Raw genomic sequence first — 17830 nt, forward strand, 5'->3', positions numbered from 1 at the left:
CTTCCTTTTTCTTATAAAGTTCCTGTTACGTTTTTATATAACAAACGCCGTTCTTTCCTTAGTGGAGCTCCTTTAAAGAATGCTACTTCTTCTTCTGTCTCAGGAATGACACTTGGTACCGGAAACGGCTTACCGTTTTGATCGATGGCGACCATCGTTAAGATCGATGTGGTATTCAGCGTTCTATTTCCCGTCTCTAGATTTTGACACTCTACTTTTACGTAAACTTCCATCGACGTTCTTCCAGTTGAGATCACTACACCTTCTAATATGAGGATGTCTCCCACTTTAGCTGACGATAAGAAGTTTACATTATCAATGGATGCGGTGACAACCACTTTCTTGCTGTGCTTCATGGCGGCAATCGCTGCGATCTCATCAATGTACGATAAAACGGTACCGCCAAATATTGTTCCCATGTGATTCGTATCAGGGGGCAATACCAACTTTGTTTGAATCGTTCTTGAGACGTTTGCTGATAACTGCTGTTCCATACCATTCCCTCTTTCTGAAGCTTGCAAGCTCCTCTTTTTTTTGAGGGAGTTAGTGAACAAAGAAAAAAACCCATCACAAAAGACGGGTACGTAAGAATACATAACAGAATCATCTATTAAATATCCCTCGTCCTATCTTCCCAACTCCCGAAGAAGATCAACGCTATAAAGATGGCAGGTCTCCTGACTCGTGCATCAGCCTACTCTAAGCCCTTCCCGCCAGATAGACAGTGGTTTTGCTTATTTCGTCAGCACTTACAGTTGCGGGTACAGTTCTGGTCTTACACCAGATTCCCTATTAAGTCTGTAACAGACACCATAATTATCGGATCTTATGAAATTATGAATCTATCTTATTGTACCACTAACAATTTTTACTTTTTACAAAACCTTTTATTCTTCTTCATATGAGGTTTAAAATCACCTGCTATGCTTATCTCAAAAGACTGGGGAGGTTTTCAAATGATACGTCCAACAGCATTAATCCTTACAGCTAACTATGGCAGCGGTCACGTTCAAGTCGCTAATGTTCTCGCTGAAGAACTAAAAAATAAAGGATATCAACCTGTTATCTCTGATTTATTTGGTGAGGCTCACCCTATCATGTCTCAAGTCACACAATCTATATTTATCAAGAGTTTTTCACACGGCTCTTCTTTTTATAAATGGTTCTATTATGGAACAAATAAATTAAATGCAAATACGATTACACAATTTTCTCGGTATTTAGGAAGAAAAAGATTCTTAGAATTGATCAATGAACACCAACCCCATTTTGTGATAACAACCTTTCCCCTTCATGCTGCTCCATTTCTTATAAAAAAATCACGGTTCAATATTCCCATCTATACCGTGATCACAGATTATTTCGCTCATCCTTTTTGGATCAATCCATCGATTGATCGGTATTTTGTTGCCTCCGACTCAGTTAAATACGGATTGATCAAACACGGTGTAGATAAAAATAAAATTACAGCTAGTGGCATCCCGATCCGTGCAGACTTTTACCGTCCGATTAATAGAGAAGAAGTGTTTACTGAATACGGAGTTACGCCAAGTAGTCGTGTAGTTACGATTTTAGCTGGTGCTCAAGGTGTGCTGAAAAACGTTAAGGTGCTCGCACAGCGTTTGCTGAAAGATCCATCATTGCGGGTGATTGTCGTTTGTGGCAAGAACAAAACGTTGTACCAAAAGTTAAAACCGCTTGCTGAACAATATTCAGACTCATTCCGATTATTTGGTTACGTAGAGAAGCTTCATGAGATTTTAAAGATCTCACATTGCTTAGTAACAAAGCCAGGAGGAATCTCTATTACTGAGGCTGCCGCAGTAAGAGTCCCCCTCCTCCTTTATAAGCCAGTTCCTGGTCAAGAAGGAGAAAATGCTAAGTATTTTGAAGAAAAAGGCGCTGCTTTTGTCGTTCATACTGTAGACGAAATCGTAAGTAATGTTCAGAAGTTATTTGATAACGAAGCTTTGCTGAGTAGCATGCAGAGAAATTTAGAGCTTATTCACCATTCTCACTCTTCCTCATTAATTGCTGACTATGTTATGGAAGAAGTACAAGAGCTGTATCAAGTTACACGTTAGGTTTTTAATGGATACAACATCTCACAGCGGTTAATTAGATAAAGGTTTCGTGAAAGAAGTTAGTTAATAAACATTACTTATACCTGGCGGGGTATAACGATTACTATTTCGAGAATTTTTTGAAATAATCCTAGAAATATCGGATTTATTCCGTTGAATTTTTCCGATTTTTAGGCGATTCTCGCCCATAAATCGGGTAGTCGACATACCTCGACAAGTACAAATTAGCCCAATACCCTCCACCCCAATCTCGCAAAGCAAAGTTAACATATTCAAGGGTTCATGCCTTGATACACACTCCAAACAAATAAACGGGCAAAATCGCTATTATCAGCGATTCTGCCCGTTCTATAAAACTTCAATCTTCCTTAGCACCATCTTCCGCAATCGCGCGCAGGTCAGCATAGAAAAAATCATCATTGCATAATGGAGAGTGTTCCTTTTTATCATAGCTCTCAACGATTTCCTTTAGTTCACCAGTATCACCTTTTGCATTAATGATCTCTACTAACTCATTCATTCCGTCTGATGTTTCTTCGTCGATTCGTTCTTCATTCTTATCCTTCATAACTTTCCCTCCTATACGTTGTTAGCTTCCCCACTCAGGAAAATTTTACACAAAAACAAAAAAGCCCCTAACATACGCCAGGGACTTCAATGGTTATTACTATCTTAAAAATAAATTAGCTTACGGAAATGGTATCCGTCTCTTTGTTGCTGTTATTGGTTCCTCTGTTCTTCACGATCTCCGCATAACGGTAGGCGCTATCTTTCCAGATTCGCTCTTGAGAATCAAAGTCTACATAGATGATTCCAAATCGTTTGTCATAACCGAAGCTCCACTCAAAGTTATCCATTAGAGACCACAGATAGTAGCCTTCAATATTCATACCTTCATCATTTAAATCAGAAACCGCTTGAAGATGCTTTTCGATATAATCAACACGGCCATGATCGTGGACTCGTCCGTTCTCTAGCACGTCATCAAAGGCTGCACCATTCTCTGTAATATAGATAGGAAGATCTGTATACTCTTTTCTCAGCCTTCTAATGAGATCCTTAAACTCTTCTGGCGCGATATCCCATCCCATGCCGGTTTTCTCATAATCAGAATGAGCCCCTCTATGTAAGAAGTCATTCGCAGCAGAGAATTCAACAATGCCTCGGCTATAATAGTTGATGCCAAAGAAATCACAAGACGTTGAGATAATCTCCATATCTCCTTGCTCGATAAAGTCATACGAATGAACATATTTAGAGAACAGATTCATCATATCAACAGGGTACTGTCCTTTAAAGACAGGATCTAAGAACCAGCGATTAGAATAACCGTCAGCATTATTTGCTGCAAGCTGATCGTTCACAGAATCTGTTTTTGCATACATCGGCGATAGGTTTAACGTGATACCGATCGGCGTTTTAGATTGAAGTTCGTTCTTTAAATATTGTACAGCTTTTCCGTGAGAAAGAAGCATGTGGTGTACGGCTTTAACGGCTTCGTCCATGTTCGTATGTCCTGGCGCATGGAAACCTTGATGGTAGCCTAAGAAACCGGCACACCACGGCTCGTTATGTGTAATCCAAGAATCCACTTCTGCATCAAGCTCTTGAAAGCAAACTTTTGCCAACTCCATAAACCAATCAACCGATTCACGGTTTACCCATCCGCCTTCCTCATGAGCCCATAGTGGAAGATCCCAGTGATAAAGCGTGATAGCAGGTTTGATTCCTTCTTCACGTAAACGTTGCGTCAATTTTTTGTAGAAGTCCATTCCTTCTCCATTCAAAACGCCCTTCTTAGGAAAAATACGTGGCCAGGAAACCGAAAAGCGATACGTTTCTACGCCAAGCTTCTTAATCTGCTGAATATCTTCTTCAAAACGGTGATAATGATCACACGCTACGCTTCCATTATGCTGTTGATATACTTTTCCAGGCGTATCACAGAACGTATCCCAAATTGAAAGTGTTCTGCCGCCTTCAAGTCGAGCTCCCTCAATTTGATAAGAAGATGTTGCTGTACCAAACACGAATGACTTATTAAAATGCATAACTGTTTCTCTCCTCTATTCTTTGATAGAACCTGCTGAAATGCTGTTGACGATATATTTTGATAAAAATAGAAAAGCTACCATGATCGGTACTACTGATATCGCAATCCCTAAATACATGGAACCCAGGTTTTGAGCCACTTGCGAGCCTTTTAAGAAGCCCATCAATACTGGAAGAGTGAACTTTTCAGGTGAGAATAAAACGACTAACGGCATGATGTAGTTGTTCCATGATCCGATAAACGTAAAGATAGACATCGTTGCGATCGCAGGCATCATGATTGGAATTGCGATCGTATGAAAGATTTTAAATTCACTTGCACCATCAATTCGTGCTGCCTCAATTAAACTCGGGTGCAACGTTGTTAAGATGTATTGGCGCAAAAAGAACACCACGAAAGGACTTGCTGCAGCTGGGATGATTAACGGAATATACGTATCCAATATTCCTAAGTTTTTACAAAGTTCATAAAAGCCGATTAACCCTAACTGACCAGGGACCATCATCATCACTAGCATGAAAACGAACATCGCATTCTTACCTTTGAACACGTAGAACGCAAATCCATAAGCTGTTAACGCTGAAAAGTACCCCGACAATAACGTCACGAGAACTGAGATGAATAAGCTGTTCTTAAAGCCCGCCCAAATATTGATGTAGCTCATCATCGTTTGGTAGTTTTCAACTAACGCACTCCCAGGAATTAGAGTAAAGCCTGAGAGGATTGCTTCATTTGAACGTGTAGCGTTTACAAGCATCATTAAGAACGGAATGAAGCATACGATGGCCATAGCGATCAATAAAGCATAGATCAAAAGTTTTGGTATGCTGATTTTTCGCTTCGGTTTTGTTTCTATAACACTTTTCTTTTGAACAGAATTTGAAAGGCTATTATCTACGGCTGTTTTTCCTATCATGCTTTACACCTGCCTTGGTTGTTTACGTTCTTTCCCATACATCCCCTTGAAAATAAAAGCAGAGAAGATGAGCGTTATAACAAATAATCCGTATGCTACTGCAGCAGCGTACCCGTAATTGTTATACTTGAAGGCTTGATTGTATAAATAGAGCACCATCGTATTCAATGAGCCATCTGGTGATCCTATTCCATCTGTTAAAAGCATCGGTAGATCAAACAATTGAAGACCTCCAATGAGCGAGGTAATCATGATATAAAGCAGGATAGGCTTTAAGAGCGGAATCGTAATCTTTGAAAACGTCTGCCAGCGATTTGCACCATCGATTAATGCTGCTTCGTAGTAGTCCTTCGATATGCCAGATACACCTGCCATTACGACGATAAAGGAGTGACCAAACCACATCCAAGTTAAGATCAGTGACACAGATAGCTGTGCACTCGTTGGTTCGTTCAGCCAGTTAATTGGATCTGAGATAATTCCTAGCTTCATTAACATCATGTTTAACGATCCGTGCTGCCAATCTAGTAAAATACCGAATAATAGAGCAACGGAACTGATCGTAATTAGATTCGGAAGGTAAAAGATTGATCGGAAAAATGCGATTCCTTTTAACTTGATTCTCATATCTGAAAAAATCATAGCCAAGATGAGAGCAAGTCCCATTTGAAGCGCAAAGTTCACACCCCATATTTTCCATGTGTTAAAAAAGGCTTCAACAAAATAGGTGTCTGTGAGGAGTCGTTTATAGTTTGCTAGCCCTACTAACTGAGCTTCACCACTCCCTGTATAATTGGTAAAGCTATAATAAAAGGTTAGGGCGACGGGATATATACTGAACACTAAGAAGACGAGCCAAAACGGAGCAATAAAAAAATAGCCATAACGGTTTAAATTTTTCATCTCTCCTCCCCCTTTCAATAGATAGGCCAGTGGCGAGGAAATGTTTCCCGCCACCGTCCATAAAACTTATTTTTTCGGTACTTTTATGTCTGGATAAGCATTTTGTGCTTTTTGATAGAATTCTTTAATTGCTTCTTTTTTAGATTTCTTCCCTGTCACATATTGCTGAACGGCATTTCCGTAGAGCGTATCTAGCTGTTGATCGTACTTCGTCACAATTCCTGGTGTGATCTTAGTAGATTGATCTAGGAAGAATTGATAGTTGTTCTGTCCACCTAAAAACTTATCGCTAAAGTCGTCTTTAATCGTCTCTGTTACAGGTAGATAAGAAAGGACATCACCTGTTTCTTTACTCCAAGATGTTAAGAACTCATCGTCCTGCGTCATCATTTTCACAAATTTATAAGCAAGTTCTTTGTTATCCGATTTGTTGTAAACCCCAAGCCATGTTCCACCCCAGAAATAAGGGCTCGGACCGCTTGTTACTGCCCAGTCTCCAACAGATTCCTTAACGTTCGTTTTCAGAACGCTATGTAATCCCCATGTAGGAAGAACATAGGAAAACACTTGCGTTTCTTTTTCCTTGCCACCCTCTTTTACCTTGATCGGCTTATCCATGCCTTCGAACCAAGATGGTGACCATTCAGGTGCTAAAGCTGTGTATTGATTATCACGAAGCTTTTTTGAGTAGTCCATGTAATCCATTTTTTCATCTGTAAGCTGAAGCTCATTCTTATCGTTTACCCAAGGCTGTGGGTTGTCTCCTTGTGTGAACCAGCGGATCGCTCCTTCATCTGGAAACATGCTATAGCCTTTTGACTTCATCTTATCTGCTACTTCAAACACCTTATCCATCGAGCTCATCATCTCTCCAACTTGAGTTGGATCGTCTGTTCCTAATACTTCCTTAGCGATGCTTCGCTTATAATAGATGCCTCCAGGCGTTGTTTGCCATGAGAGGGCACGTACATTACCATCTTTATCTTTACCAAGGTCAAATACATAAGGTACATACTTATCAGAAAGTTTATCAGCGTTATAAGGCTTCTCAGATAAGTTCTCCCAATAACCTGCATCTACCCATTGCTTTAAGAAGGCGATCTCACCCGTGAATACGTCAGGTGCTCCAACGCCACTTTCAAGTACGGGCTTTAATTTTGTCGGATAGTCAGCGATCGGAACAATCGTTAACTCCACTTTTACACCGTTCTTTTCCTCAAATGTTTTGATCGGTTTTTTTAATTCATCCGTAAACGACCAGATTCTTAAATCAACATCTTTTTTTCCATTACCTGATGTCTTTGAATCACTTGAACAACCTGCAAATAATCCCACCAACAATATAGCTGCCAAAAAGATACTTAATTTCCTTTTCATGTACAAACCCCTTCCTTCTTTAAAATTTATAGAGCGAAAGCGGTTTCGTTTTGTTTCAAAATAAATATTCGAAACCGCTTTCGAATTATCCTAAAAAAATTTTTTATTTTTTGGGTGCGCATGATTCTCGAATGATTAGTTCGACTGGAATACGCTTGGATGTAATCAGTTTTTTCTTTTGAATTATCTGTTTCATCAACAACTTTGCTGCTTGATACCCAATCATATCTGTATCTTGTTTAATCGTCGTTAACTTCGGTGTAATGTATGCTGCCATTTCAATATCATCATAACCGATGATTGAAATATCTTCGGGTACAGATAGACCCTTCTCTTTTATGGCCTCAATTGCACCGATGGCCATATGATCTCCTGCAACAAATACTGCCGTAGGTACATCATCCAGCATCAAAAGTTTTTCCATAGCCGCTTTGCCTTCACCGATTGAGAACAATCCACCATTGATAAGATAGCCATCATGAATCGGCAGGTTCAACTCATTCATCGCTTTTTTAAATCCTTTAATTCTTTCTGCACCTGCATCAGTTAAAGCATCGCCAGCGATATGAGCGATCTTTGTATGACCAAGTGAATGCAAGTAATTAACTGCCAGCTTTCCACCTTCAATATTATCCGAAAAGACAAGACTGCAGTTCTGTTTGTTCATATCTATAACCACGATAGGAATCGTGCTGTTTATCATCTCTTGTACTTGCGGATCTTGTGGATCAGAACAGATTACTACAATGCCATCAACGGCACGGTAAGAAAAGTGTTCCAAATAACTGATATCCCGATTACGCAGATTCCTTGAAGCGAAAATAAGATCATATCCCTCTCGTTCTGCATTCTTTCTGAAGCTTTCTATTATGGCACTAAAGAAAGGATGTTTCATTCCGACTTCATTTGACTCAGAAAACATCACACCAATCGTCCAAGACTTTTTAGTTGAAAGCGATTGAGCATGTGCATTAGGCAGATATCCCATTTCTTCAACTGCTTGTAGAATTTTCTGCTTCGTTTTTTCACTCACATCAGAATAATTATTGAGTGCTTTTGAGACGGTAGTCGTTGAAAAACCCGTCTTTTTTGCAATATCATAGATTGTAGCCATTGTTATCTCCTCTTTACCGAAAGCGCTTTCGTTAATGAAAATTATAACTGACAAGAAAATAAGTTTCAATATAATTTTCTAATTTTTTTGAACAAAAAAAGACAGGGGAAATAATATCCAACCTATCTTGCATGGGTTTATTTAATCTCTCGCTAAAAACAAAGCGGAAATTTTAACTGCTTTCTCGTACTGTTTCGTATCGGCATAATAGTGATATAGCTGCTTTCCAAACTTATCGATCCTGCTGAATTGATTATGAGCTTGAAAAAATGGCAGAGCTACCTTTTCTAAGTAACTGAAATAAGCATCCAATTCACCCTTTAAGATATGCAGGTGAAGTTGAAACAAGTGCAGATATAAATGGTGCTTTAACATTTTGGCGGCTGTTAATCCTTCTTCTGCGCTTTTTAAGTTCTGCTTTTGAGACTGAAGTTTTCCATCGATACTATTGTCCAAAAAATTATACAATCGGTTTAAATAAATCGCTGTTTTTTTATCAGCCATCTTTAATGCTTTCTGATAATAGATGTGGGCATTCTCATAATCTTTTCTTTTGAAAAATTCAAGTCCTAAATTATGTAGAAGCATTCCGATAATACCAATTTCGTTTAACGTTTCACTATCCTGAATCAACTGAAGGTAACGGTCAACTTTTTGTTCAAATTCAACTTGTGTTGCACATTCTATTTGAAGCAGCATGACTGATTCTGCTTGGATAGCTCTTGAGAAGTTGTTATTTCTCTTAAAATAGTGCATAGCTTTTTTAGCATTGATATAAGCCATCGTTTTGGATTCAACCCACTGATAAGCCATCGCTAAATGATAACAGTATTCTTCATTTCCATAGGAAATCTTATCAATCGTACTCAAGAGCTCAATCGCCTTCTTCCGATTCTCAACATGAAAATTGTTATACTTCTGCAAATAATAGATTCCCTTTACATGCTTATACATGTTGTCCTCATAAGGAGTCAGGTGATCAGTTTTTATACGTTTTAATATTTCTGCTGCTTTTTTCGAGTCATTTTTCAAAAGGTAATATCGAGCAAGCACCATCTGATACAGTGTTGCATGTTTTGAGGATTGAACAATCGGAAATTGATCTAATTCACTTTTTGTCTTCTCTACTTCTTTCATTCTTTGCATGATAATAGAGTTGTGCCATTGATGGAGTTTCTTCTCCATATCCTGAAAGAACTGTATTTCCCTTTGTATATCGATATCAAGCCGTTTTGAGAATAACGCGATTATCTCCGTTGAATACTTCGTTTGCCCTCGCTCGATTTTACTAACATGTGTTGTCGTACAAATATCTTTGCCCAGTTGTTCTTGAGAAAGTCCTCTTCTTTTACGATAAAATTTTATAATTTCTCCCTCAATCATATGTGTCTCTCCTCATGAACAAATGTTTAATGATAAAAGTTTCTTTCTAAATCGTTTTTTTTCCTTCTATAGTCATGTTTTTAAGTATTAATACCTACTATTTTTCCATAAAAAATCCACGAAAGAAAAATCTCTCGTGGATCATACTGACTTATTGAGCCGGTACACCAATCGCATCGTATGCTGCCATTACAGCTTTTGTTTCGGCAGATGGAGCTCCATTACGGTCTGGATAAAGATCTCGAGCGGACTGAACCGCTGCAGCACGCATCTCTTGGAATCCTGATGACGGTACAAGATAGTTCGTTAAAGCACGGTAAAAGATTTTCTCTGTTTTCGAACGTGTGATACCCGTGACTTTAACACCATGGTGCTCTCCTCCTTCAGAAATGAGATAAGCTGCTTTATTGTTGATGGAGCTGTTTATATGAACCCCACCCTTATCCAGCTCACCTAAGTAACGGTCTTCATAATGATCAGGGTATGCATTATCCTTTAACCCGTAAGCTGCAGAAAGCTTCTTGGACTTTGGATTGCTCATAGAACGAAGTCCGCCATCACCTGGTACGTTTGGTGTAAAAATATCTTCACCCATCTCCCATTCAGATGGACTTGTCAACCCGTGTGAATGCATTTCAGACAATGCACCAAAGATATCAGCTAGTGATTCATTAATTGCACCAGATTCTCCTTGATAGGTTAAGTTTGCAGTTTTTGAGATTACACCATGTGTCATTTCATGGCCCGCAACGTCCATCGCACCTGCTAATGAACTGAACAGAATACCATCACCATCTCCGTAGAGCATCTGTTTTCCGTTCCATGCGGCATTGTTCCATTTAGATCCAATGTGAACCGTGCTTATGATCGGCATCCCTTTTCCATCCAGACTATTTCGTTTATGAATATTTTGGTAATACGTATTCACTTTAATGGAATTTGTATGAGCTGAAACAGCTGCTGGATCCGCAAAGAACGACGTGCCTGTCTCTACTTCAAATCCTGAGAATCCAAAAAGTCCAGATAGTAGGATGAAAGGTGTTTCACCCATGCGGTTTGCTTTATACGTATGAACCGGTACGATGTTTGGATTTGTCGTTGTTCCTCCTTCAATTGCCGCACCATGCAGATAGCTTTTTCCAGAGACACTATCTTTTACAGCGATAAAGTTTTGAACTTTACCAAATACATCTAGCCCTCTTCCTGTTATTGGTGTGACCGCTGGCGCATCCGCTTCATGGACTGCATTAAATTGATCCACGATCTCGCCAGATGTTGCATCAATAAAATAATGATAAAACCCAGGTGCAGGAACCGATGTCGAAACTTTTACTAAGTACGTTAAGTAATTTCTTCCTTCATGAGGGTAGATTGTTAATTCTGTCTCTACTCCGTCAAAATGCTTAACTTCTCCAATCTCAGCAACTACGTCCTCTTTAGCTGTTCTCTCTGCATTTTCCTTCGTGATAGACGGATCTGTAGGAATGATGGATCGACTTAGTTTTTGAGTCACCTTTCCAAATGACGCATACACATTGTTGTTTGCGTCTAACGATACGGTTTGTCCACTGCCGTAGATTGGAATTCCGTTATATTGCTCAACAGTACGCACGTGGTATGTATTTGTGCTACTATCCGCAAACTCTTTTATGATCTTAAACTGTTCTCCTATTGTAGATGTTGATTTCGCTCCAACCTCAGAAACGACCTGTGATTGCAGATACGCTTTAACGATTTCAGTTTTACTCAATCCCTCAGGAGCTTGGAATAAAACAGTTGAAGAATTCGCGTGTGCATTGTATCCAGGTAAAGAAAATCCTCCAAGTGTAACCGACAATGCTAGAACTGCTGGGATTACCACTTTTTTGTTCAATCGGTTTTGTCTTTTCTTTTTCAACCCATTCACCTCTTCATCAAATTGTGATTCCGGAATAATTCCAATTATTAAGAACATTTCAAAAGTGGTCAATTGGGTTATTTTATACTCAGTTTCTCAAGTGTTAATGGCCTTCGAGGACTTTGTTCGACAAAAAATGTCCATATTTCATGAATAATTAACCCAATAACAATCCCTTACCAATTCTGTAATAATAGGGTCAAATCACTAGACGAGGAGGGCTGATATGAAAGGCAAGCTTCATAAAGGGACTGTTCTATTGGGGTTATGTTCTCTTTCTTTTTATTGTGGTGCTCAAATTACTGGTCAAACCGAAGCGGCCTTTTCAAGCCAAGCTCAAATAAAACCAGTTGAACTGTCTGCAGCAGTTGTTTTTCCAGACACAGTGGAGAATCTTAACCGCAGAGCTCAACAAATTTATACGGACATGCAATCTCTCTACAATAACCTTCCGAACGCTGCTGAAGATGAAAGTTTACAAGAGCAAAAAGAAGCGTTAGAGGAGATTACAGTAATAGAACAAACACTTCACTCACTTTACCGTGATTTTAAAGATATACATAATGAGCTCTCAAACTATGAAAATCAGGTGAAGAAATTAGATTCAAATACATATGAATTCGTCTATGAAGGCTGTAATGAAGCAAACGAATTAAGTAAAAAAATAAAAAAGACAGTGAACCTTCAATCTATTACACAATTACGTCATTCAATTGAAGGTCGCATCAACAAGTTGGAAGATGCAGAGAAGAATGTTGCTGATCCTGTTGAACCAACAGAGGTGGAAAGTGCTGCTGATCATACAGAACGAGAAGTACCGAAACAAGATCCTAAACAAAACGAAGGAGAAACAAAACATGATGAAAAGACTGTTGAAAATTACCACTAAACTAGCAAGCTCCTCTTTTATCATATTGCTCTGTTTGCTTGCTTTTATCATCCTATCGTCACGTGTCTCAGGAGCAGAACCTTCCTTTTTTGGCTATCAAATTAAAGCGGTTTTGTCCGGGTCAATGGAACCTAGCTTTCAAACAGGATCTATCATCTCTATCAAACAGGCAGACGATACCACTACCTTTAAAAAAGGCGATATTATTACTTTTCAAATGGAAGATAAGCTGATTACTCATAGAATTATCGATGTTGAAAATAAAAGTGGACAAGTTTCTTATAACACCAAAGGGGATAACAATGACGGACCTGATATGTGGTCAGTTCCTTCAAATGACGTGATTGGTAGCTACACGGGATTTACGATTCCATATGTCGGATATGCATTAAATGTGACTCAATCTAAGGAAGCATCTGCGCTTTTGTTATTTATTCCAGGGTTCTTATTATTTAGTTCGGCTGTCTTTTCTATAGTAAAAGCGGCTAGAAAACTAAGTGTTGAAAAAGCATAAAACATGGTTAGCTCTCTATGTATATAACCATACATACGAGTTTAATAAATCTAGATTACATATCTATGGAGGTTGAGAAGAATGGGGTTTACGAAGACAATTAGCAAAGGCGTCATGACAGCTGCACTAGGTTTATCTTTAATGGGAGGGGGAACGTTCGCATACTTTAGTGACACGTTCGAAACGAAGAACACCTTCGCTGCAGGTACGTTAGATCTTTCCATCAATCCAAACGCTGTGGTTAACATCAATAACATTAAGCCTGGCGATGAAGTATATCGCGAATTTACGTTTGAGAACAAGGGCTCTCTAGACATTTATCAAGTATTGCTAGATACAAAATATACAGTTGAAGATGCAAAATCTGATAATACAGATGATCTTGGAAACCACATTAAAGTTACCATCATGTACAACACGAGCAGCGCAACTGTACCTGTCGTTGAGACAACGTTGGCACAACTGAAAGAAAAACAACCCGACCTTACAGCAATTGACGAGTTTGTTGGCACCACACAGCGTCCTGATGGAATTCCTCCAGGTGAGAAAGAAAAAATGTTCGTGTTGTTCCAGTTCGTAGATAATGGCGAAGATCAAAACCAGTTCCAAGGAGACAAGCTTCAAGTGGATTGGACGTTCAACGCGAAACAAGCTCCAGGTGCTTATAACGACGATACGGATCCAGAGAATAACTAAATATAGAACAAGCTAGAACTGCTAGAATTAGCAGTTCTTTGCTTTTCTATCCTAAGTTACAACGTTATTATTTATACTAAAGTTCTTGTCTTCAACTTCTTATTCAGCAGTGTGAACGTCTTTTTCAAAGCACTATTAGGTACTGCTAGATAATTGTCACCTAGGCTTACCTCAAAGAAACAACGATTCTCACCATTCTCGCGAAGATGTCCTGTTAATCCAACTCCACTCTCAGCATAAGTGTCTGCCAAAATGCGTTCCATTTCATGCTTTGGTGCTTGGACATGGACATGAAACATGTTTGAAACAGGCGTTATCGGAAGTGTGCGTATACCTTCACACGCGTTATAGAGTGCTGCTAATTCCTTTGCACCCTCATAGTATTCTTCCATTTTTTCAACTCGTTGATCGAAATAGAAATCCGCGCTTAAGATATATGGATAAAGACTGATCAAGTCACCACCATGACGTCTTTTCCACACCTTTGATTTCTCAGTAAAGTCTTTTGGCCCTGCTAAGATTGCACCTGCGACTCCGCCAATCCCCTTATAAAAAGAAACATAAACACTATCAAAAAGTGCACAAACTTCAGCTGCAGTTTTATTATAAAATGGGAGAATTTCAAACAGTCTTGCTCCATCCAGATGAAGTTTAATTCCTTTTTCTCTGCAGTAATCAGAAGTAGCTTGTAAATCTTCAAAACTCGGCAGCTGGCCACCGATCTCTCGCTGAGGAAGTTCCAATAATAAACAAGAAACGTCTTCCTTCATGTTGACTACGTCATCCCGTTTAATAATTTTATTAGGGTCACTAAGCAGCACAGGTTCAATGTGGTGAAGTTCTTTCAAACCATCTTCTTCGTGAATTTCCAAGTGGCATAGCGGATGATACGCCACTTTTTGGATACCCTTTTCATCACACCAAATCCGCATGGCGATTTGTTGAGCCATTGTCCCACTAGGGAAAAATATAGCTGATTCTTTCCCTAAATAAGCAGCCATCTTTTCTTGAAAGCTATCAATGATGTGACCGCTGCCATACATATCACTTTCTTCCAGCCCTGATTGGTTTGAGAAAGAATCTAACAACACAGAGACATCTCTTTTTCCGTGTCCGGTTACTTGGTATTTTGCATTTTTATAGGCATCTAGTAGAATGTTTTTGTTGTACAACATAACAAGCTCCCCTCTATTCGTTTATCCAGCTAATTTCACCATTTATCTCTATATCCTTAGGTACTTTTAAAAGGATAAAATCACGGCCGATTACAGAGCTGCGATTTTCTTGAGTAAAATGTCCACCCTTAGAGAACTGACTGTATGCAAAGCCTGGCGAAAACCTTGAGAAGCTTACTGTCACTAAAGCTGGATTATTTACGGTTAGCTTTTGTCCGTTCAATAGAAGCTCTGGCGAATGCAATTTGTCTGTGAAATCTACGCCATCAATATAAGATTTCCCTACATGATACGTAGCCTCAATCTCACCATCTTTTTCGCTTTTCCGCTCAGCAAAAACACTCATGTTGCCTGTTTCTCCCTCTGTTAAAATAATGTCTAACGACTTTTCATTAAAGGGAAAAGACCACTTTTTCTTTTCAGAAAATGATTTATCTAGATCGACTAGATTTCCCGAATACAAATTGTCTATCGCTTTAGTCTGTGCGTCTTCTATTTTAGTCATTTCTGCAGCCGTAGCTACTTTTTGATCATTTTTGTAGTTTGGAAGGACGCTTAATGAAATCACTGTAGCAATCGCTAGAATAATTGTATATCCACCCAGGATCCAGCGAATATTTCTTGTTCCGAAGCTTACTTTAGTGTTGGATCTCATAATTGCAATTCCAAATGCGACGATAATAAACACAATTAAAATTGGCAAGAAAGACATAATTATCATTTCCTTACCTCCATTCTGTTAGAAATCCCTAAGCTAGTCAGCAGTAAAATTGACGAGACGATAGCTATTTTACAAATGAACAGAATAAATGATGTTTCTTGTCCAAAGAACATGGTTACATTTACAAAAACTTTAGCATCGCCGCCGATTCCATCCAAGATTAAGCCGCCAAACAAAATGGTCGGAATAATTAAGAGAAAGCCTTTATGCAGCTGAACTAAAATTCCAAAAAGATATCCTGCGCTAGCAAACAGAAAAATATATAGAATTGAAGTAATCATTCCCATGACGAATTCAGTAACCGATAATGAATCAACGATAATTGAGTAATTATCTTTGAAGTAAAACGCTAAGATCTGAAATAGATGTGTAGAAAGATAAACCGTTATGCCTGCAAAAATACTAGCGGATAAGAGAAATAGAATGTTAGAAACTTGGCTGATGGTACGGTTCGTGACAAAAGAAAAATCATCATACCGATACGCTCTCGTTGTTATGATGATGGCTGTTATGAACGCCCAAATCATCATAAAAACGAGAATGATATCACTTGTGTAATAGTAAAAATCATATTGTATTGAATTTGAGGAGCCACCACTCATGCCCGTTCCATTAAAAGAAAAAAGAATCGCCAGCAGCTGGATCACGATTAACGATGTAAACACACCGAAGTATGATTTCAGTTTATAGCGGTATTGTTTCTTCACGATGTCCCAAGCCTTAACCTCTGCTAAATACATGATCGATCCCACCTTTTGTTTTACTTGTTAGATAACTGCAAATATCTTCTGCAGAAACTGACGTGACTTCTAACCCTAACTGTCTAGCATCCTCTAACTCTTTTATGGAACGATTGTTTCTTATGACCGCGTATGACATATTTGCGCCGATCTCTTGCATGGTAATGAGTTCCATCTTCTCTGTCCATGACGCCACGTTAACCGTCTTTCCTCTCACGCCAATTGCGTACTCCTTTAACTGATCGATGGGTAAGTGAAGACACTTTTCACCAGACTTAATGAGCAGAACTTCTTCTAACAGATCTTCTACTTCATCTAACAGATGGCTAGAGAGAATAATGGTTCTTGGATAGGCGATGTATTCTTTTAATAATGCTCGGTAGAAGTCCTTACGAGTTGCAGAATCCATTCCGCTTGTTGGCTCATCCATGATTGTCAGTGGGCAGCGTGCAGCTAAACCAACGATTATATTAAACGTGCTTTTCATCCCCTTTGAGAGATTTCCATGATATTGTTTAGGGTTAAAAGAAAAATAATCAAATAATTTTAAAGCTAAGTCGTGGTTCCAATTTGGGTAAAAACTTCCCGCTGTTTCGAGCAGTTCTTTTAATGTTAACCCTTGTGAGAAACTCATCTCGTTATCGATGAAGATTGTATTTGCCGAAACCTTTAAATTATTGAACGGATTTTCAGAGAAAACCTGTATGTCACCCGCAGAATGATGAAGGTAACCTGCAATTATTTTTAATAATGTTGTTTTACCTGCTCCGTTCCTTCCGATCAAACCGGTAATCTTGTTCTCGGCTATTGTGCAGTTCATATTTTGAAGTGCTTTGGATCGACCATATTGTTTAGTCAGGTCATGACAAACGACAACATTCATGATTGCTCCTCCTTTATTCTTTGGTGCATATCCCTGATCATCAATACTAGTTCTTCTTCTTCGACTTGTAGCTGTACAGCTTCTTGCGCTAACTCGGTAACAAGTGAATGCAGCTTAGAACTTTTTCTTTTACCGAGGATAATTTTTCTTGCATCCGCTGCAACAAACATCCCTAATCCCCTTTTCTTATAAAGAACGTTATCGTCTGCTAGCAAATTTATGCCTTTACCAGCGGTAGCTGGATTTACATTAAACATCTCAGCTAGTTGATATTGCGAATATATTTTTTCATCTGCTGAAATCGATTCGTTCAAGATCTCGTTCTCGAGCCATTCTGAGATTTGAACATAAATCGGTTTCATACTATCAGCATTTAGCAGCAAATGTACCTCACCTCCAACTTACCACTATAGTGCATTACATATGTAATGTACTATATATTTCCAATATATGCAATATGTTGTTTAGGATGACATAAAAAAACA

At 38.8% G+C, this 17830-nt stretch carries 18 protein-coding genes and 1 riboswitch; of the genes, 4 read left to right on the forward strand and 14 right to left on the reverse strand.

Annotated elements, in window-relative coordinates; translation table 11 throughout:
- Positions 1-11: 11 nt before the first annotated feature.
- A complete protein-coding gene (locus I5J82_RS18160) occupies positions 12-494 on the reverse strand; it encodes an acyl-CoA thioesterase (protein ID WP_198769203.1) in 483 nt (160 codons plus the stop codon).
- 156 nt (positions 495-650) lie between these two features.
- A riboswitch (cobalamin riboswitch) is annotated at positions 651-830 on the reverse strand.
- A gap of 126 nt (positions 831-956) precedes the next feature.
- Between I5J82_RS18160 and I5J82_RS18165 the strand changes: the two genes are divergently transcribed.
- Positions 957-2084: an MGDG synthase family glycosyltransferase gene (locus tag I5J82_RS18165; protein ID WP_198769204.1), complete on the forward strand. Its 1128-nt coding sequence runs from the start codon at positions 957-959 to the stop codon at positions 2082-2084.
- Positions 2085-2442: 358 nt separating this feature from the next.
- On the opposite strand, the gene I5J82_RS18170 is transcribed toward I5J82_RS18165, so the two are convergent.
- From I5J82_RS18170 to I5J82_RS18205, 8 genes are all read right to left on the reverse strand, one after another.
- Positions 2443-2652 carry a hypothetical protein gene (locus tag I5J82_RS18170; RefSeq protein ID WP_198769205.1) on the reverse strand — a complete coding sequence of 70 codons (210 nt, stop codon included), beginning with the start codon at positions 2650-2652 and terminating at the stop codon, positions 2443-2445.
- 115 nt (positions 2653-2767) lie between these two features.
- Positions 2768-4135, reverse strand: coding sequence for a GH1 family beta-glucosidase (locus I5J82_RS18175; protein WP_198769206.1), 1368 nt, complete (start codon positions 4133-4135; stop codon positions 2768-2770).
- A gap of 15 nt (positions 4136-4150) precedes the next feature.
- Positions 4151-4927 (reverse strand): carbohydrate ABC transporter permease, encoded by a 777-nt coding sequence (locus tag I5J82_RS18180; RefSeq protein WP_231607552.1) that lies wholly within the window; start codon positions 4925-4927, stop codon positions 4151-4153.
- A gap of 129 nt (positions 4928-5056) precedes the next feature.
- Entirely contained in the window at positions 5057-5956 is a 900-nt protein-coding gene (locus I5J82_RS18185; RefSeq protein ID WP_197222921.1) for a carbohydrate ABC transporter permease, read from the reverse strand.
- 66 nt (positions 5957-6022) lie between these two features.
- Complete coding sequence (locus I5J82_RS18190) at positions 6023-7333, reverse strand: ABC transporter substrate-binding protein (RefSeq protein ID WP_198769207.1); 1311 nt, start codon at positions 7331-7333, stop codon at positions 6023-6025.
- Positions 7334-7436: 103 nt separating this feature from the next.
- Positions 7437-8447 carry a LacI family DNA-binding transcriptional regulator gene (locus tag I5J82_RS18195; protein ID WP_198769208.1) on the reverse strand — a complete coding sequence of 337 codons (1011 nt, stop codon included), beginning with the start codon at positions 8445-8447 and terminating at the stop codon, positions 7437-7439.
- 141 nt (positions 8448-8588) lie between these two features.
- The gene (locus tag I5J82_RS18200) at positions 8589-9830 is read right to left on the reverse strand and encodes a helix-turn-helix domain-containing protein (RefSeq protein WP_198769209.1); all 1242 of its coding nucleotides are present in this window, start codon (positions 9828-9830) and stop codon (positions 8589-8591) included.
- 151 nt (positions 9831-9981) lie between these two features.
- Positions 9982-11727, reverse strand: coding sequence for a M4 family metallopeptidase (locus I5J82_RS18205; protein WP_233096680.1), 1746 nt, complete (start codon positions 11725-11727; stop codon positions 9982-9984).
- 226 nt (positions 11728-11953) lie between these two features.
- Here I5J82_RS18205 and I5J82_RS18210 point away from each other — a divergent pair, with 226 nt between their 5' ends.
- The 3 genes from I5J82_RS18210 (at position 11954) to I5J82_RS18220 (ending at position 13826) form a co-directional block, all read left to right on the forward strand.
- Positions 11954-12616 (forward strand): DUF4047 domain-containing protein, encoded by a 663-nt coding sequence (locus tag I5J82_RS18210; protein ID WP_198769210.1) that lies wholly within the window; start codon positions 11954-11956, stop codon positions 12614-12616.
- A complete protein-coding gene (gene sipW / locus I5J82_RS18215) occupies positions 12585-13130 on the forward strand; it encodes a signal peptidase I SipW (protein ID WP_233096681.1) in 546 nt (181 codons plus the stop codon). Before I5J82_RS18210 ends, sipW begins: the two co-directional genes overlap by 32 nt.
- 81 nt (positions 13131-13211) lie before the next feature.
- Positions 13212-13826, forward strand: a complete 615-nt coding sequence (locus tag I5J82_RS18220; protein WP_198769211.1) for a TasA family protein — start codon at positions 13212-13214, stop codon at positions 13824-13826.
- A 71-nt stretch (positions 13827-13897) separates the two neighbouring features.
- On the opposite strand, the gene I5J82_RS18225 is transcribed toward I5J82_RS18220, so the two are convergent.
- The 5 genes from I5J82_RS18225 to I5J82_RS18245 are packed head-to-tail and all read right to left on the reverse strand — an operon-like array spanning position 13898 to position 17728.
- The gene (locus tag I5J82_RS18225; protein WP_233096692.1) at positions 13898-14998 is read right to left on the reverse strand and encodes a threonine aldolase family protein; all 1101 of its coding nucleotides are present in this window, start codon (positions 14996-14998) and stop codon (positions 13898-13900) included.
- A gap of 16 nt (positions 14999-15014) precedes the next feature.
- Entirely contained in the window at positions 15015-15722 is a 708-nt protein-coding gene (locus I5J82_RS18230) for a hypothetical protein (RefSeq protein ID WP_198769213.1), read from the reverse strand.
- A complete protein-coding gene (locus I5J82_RS18235) occupies positions 15719-16462 on the reverse strand; it encodes a hypothetical protein (RefSeq protein ID WP_198769214.1) in 744 nt (247 codons plus the stop codon). Before I5J82_RS18235 ends, I5J82_RS18230 begins: the two co-directional genes overlap by 4 nt.
- A complete protein-coding gene (locus tag I5J82_RS18240; protein WP_198769215.1) occupies positions 16443-17345 on the reverse strand; it encodes an ABC transporter ATP-binding protein in 903 nt (300 codons plus the stop codon). Before I5J82_RS18240 ends, I5J82_RS18235 begins: the two co-directional genes overlap by 20 nt.
- Positions 17342-17728, reverse strand: coding sequence for a GntR family transcriptional regulator (locus tag I5J82_RS18245; protein WP_198769216.1), 387 nt, complete (start codon positions 17726-17728; stop codon positions 17342-17344). Before I5J82_RS18245 ends, I5J82_RS18240 begins: the two co-directional genes overlap by 4 nt.
- Positions 17729-17830: the final 102 nt, after the last annotated feature.

This window comes from Fictibacillus halophilus, from assembly GCF_016401385.1.
Classification (GTDB): Bacteria; Bacillota; Bacilli; order Bacillales; family Fictibacillaceae; genus Fictibacillus; species Fictibacillus halophilus.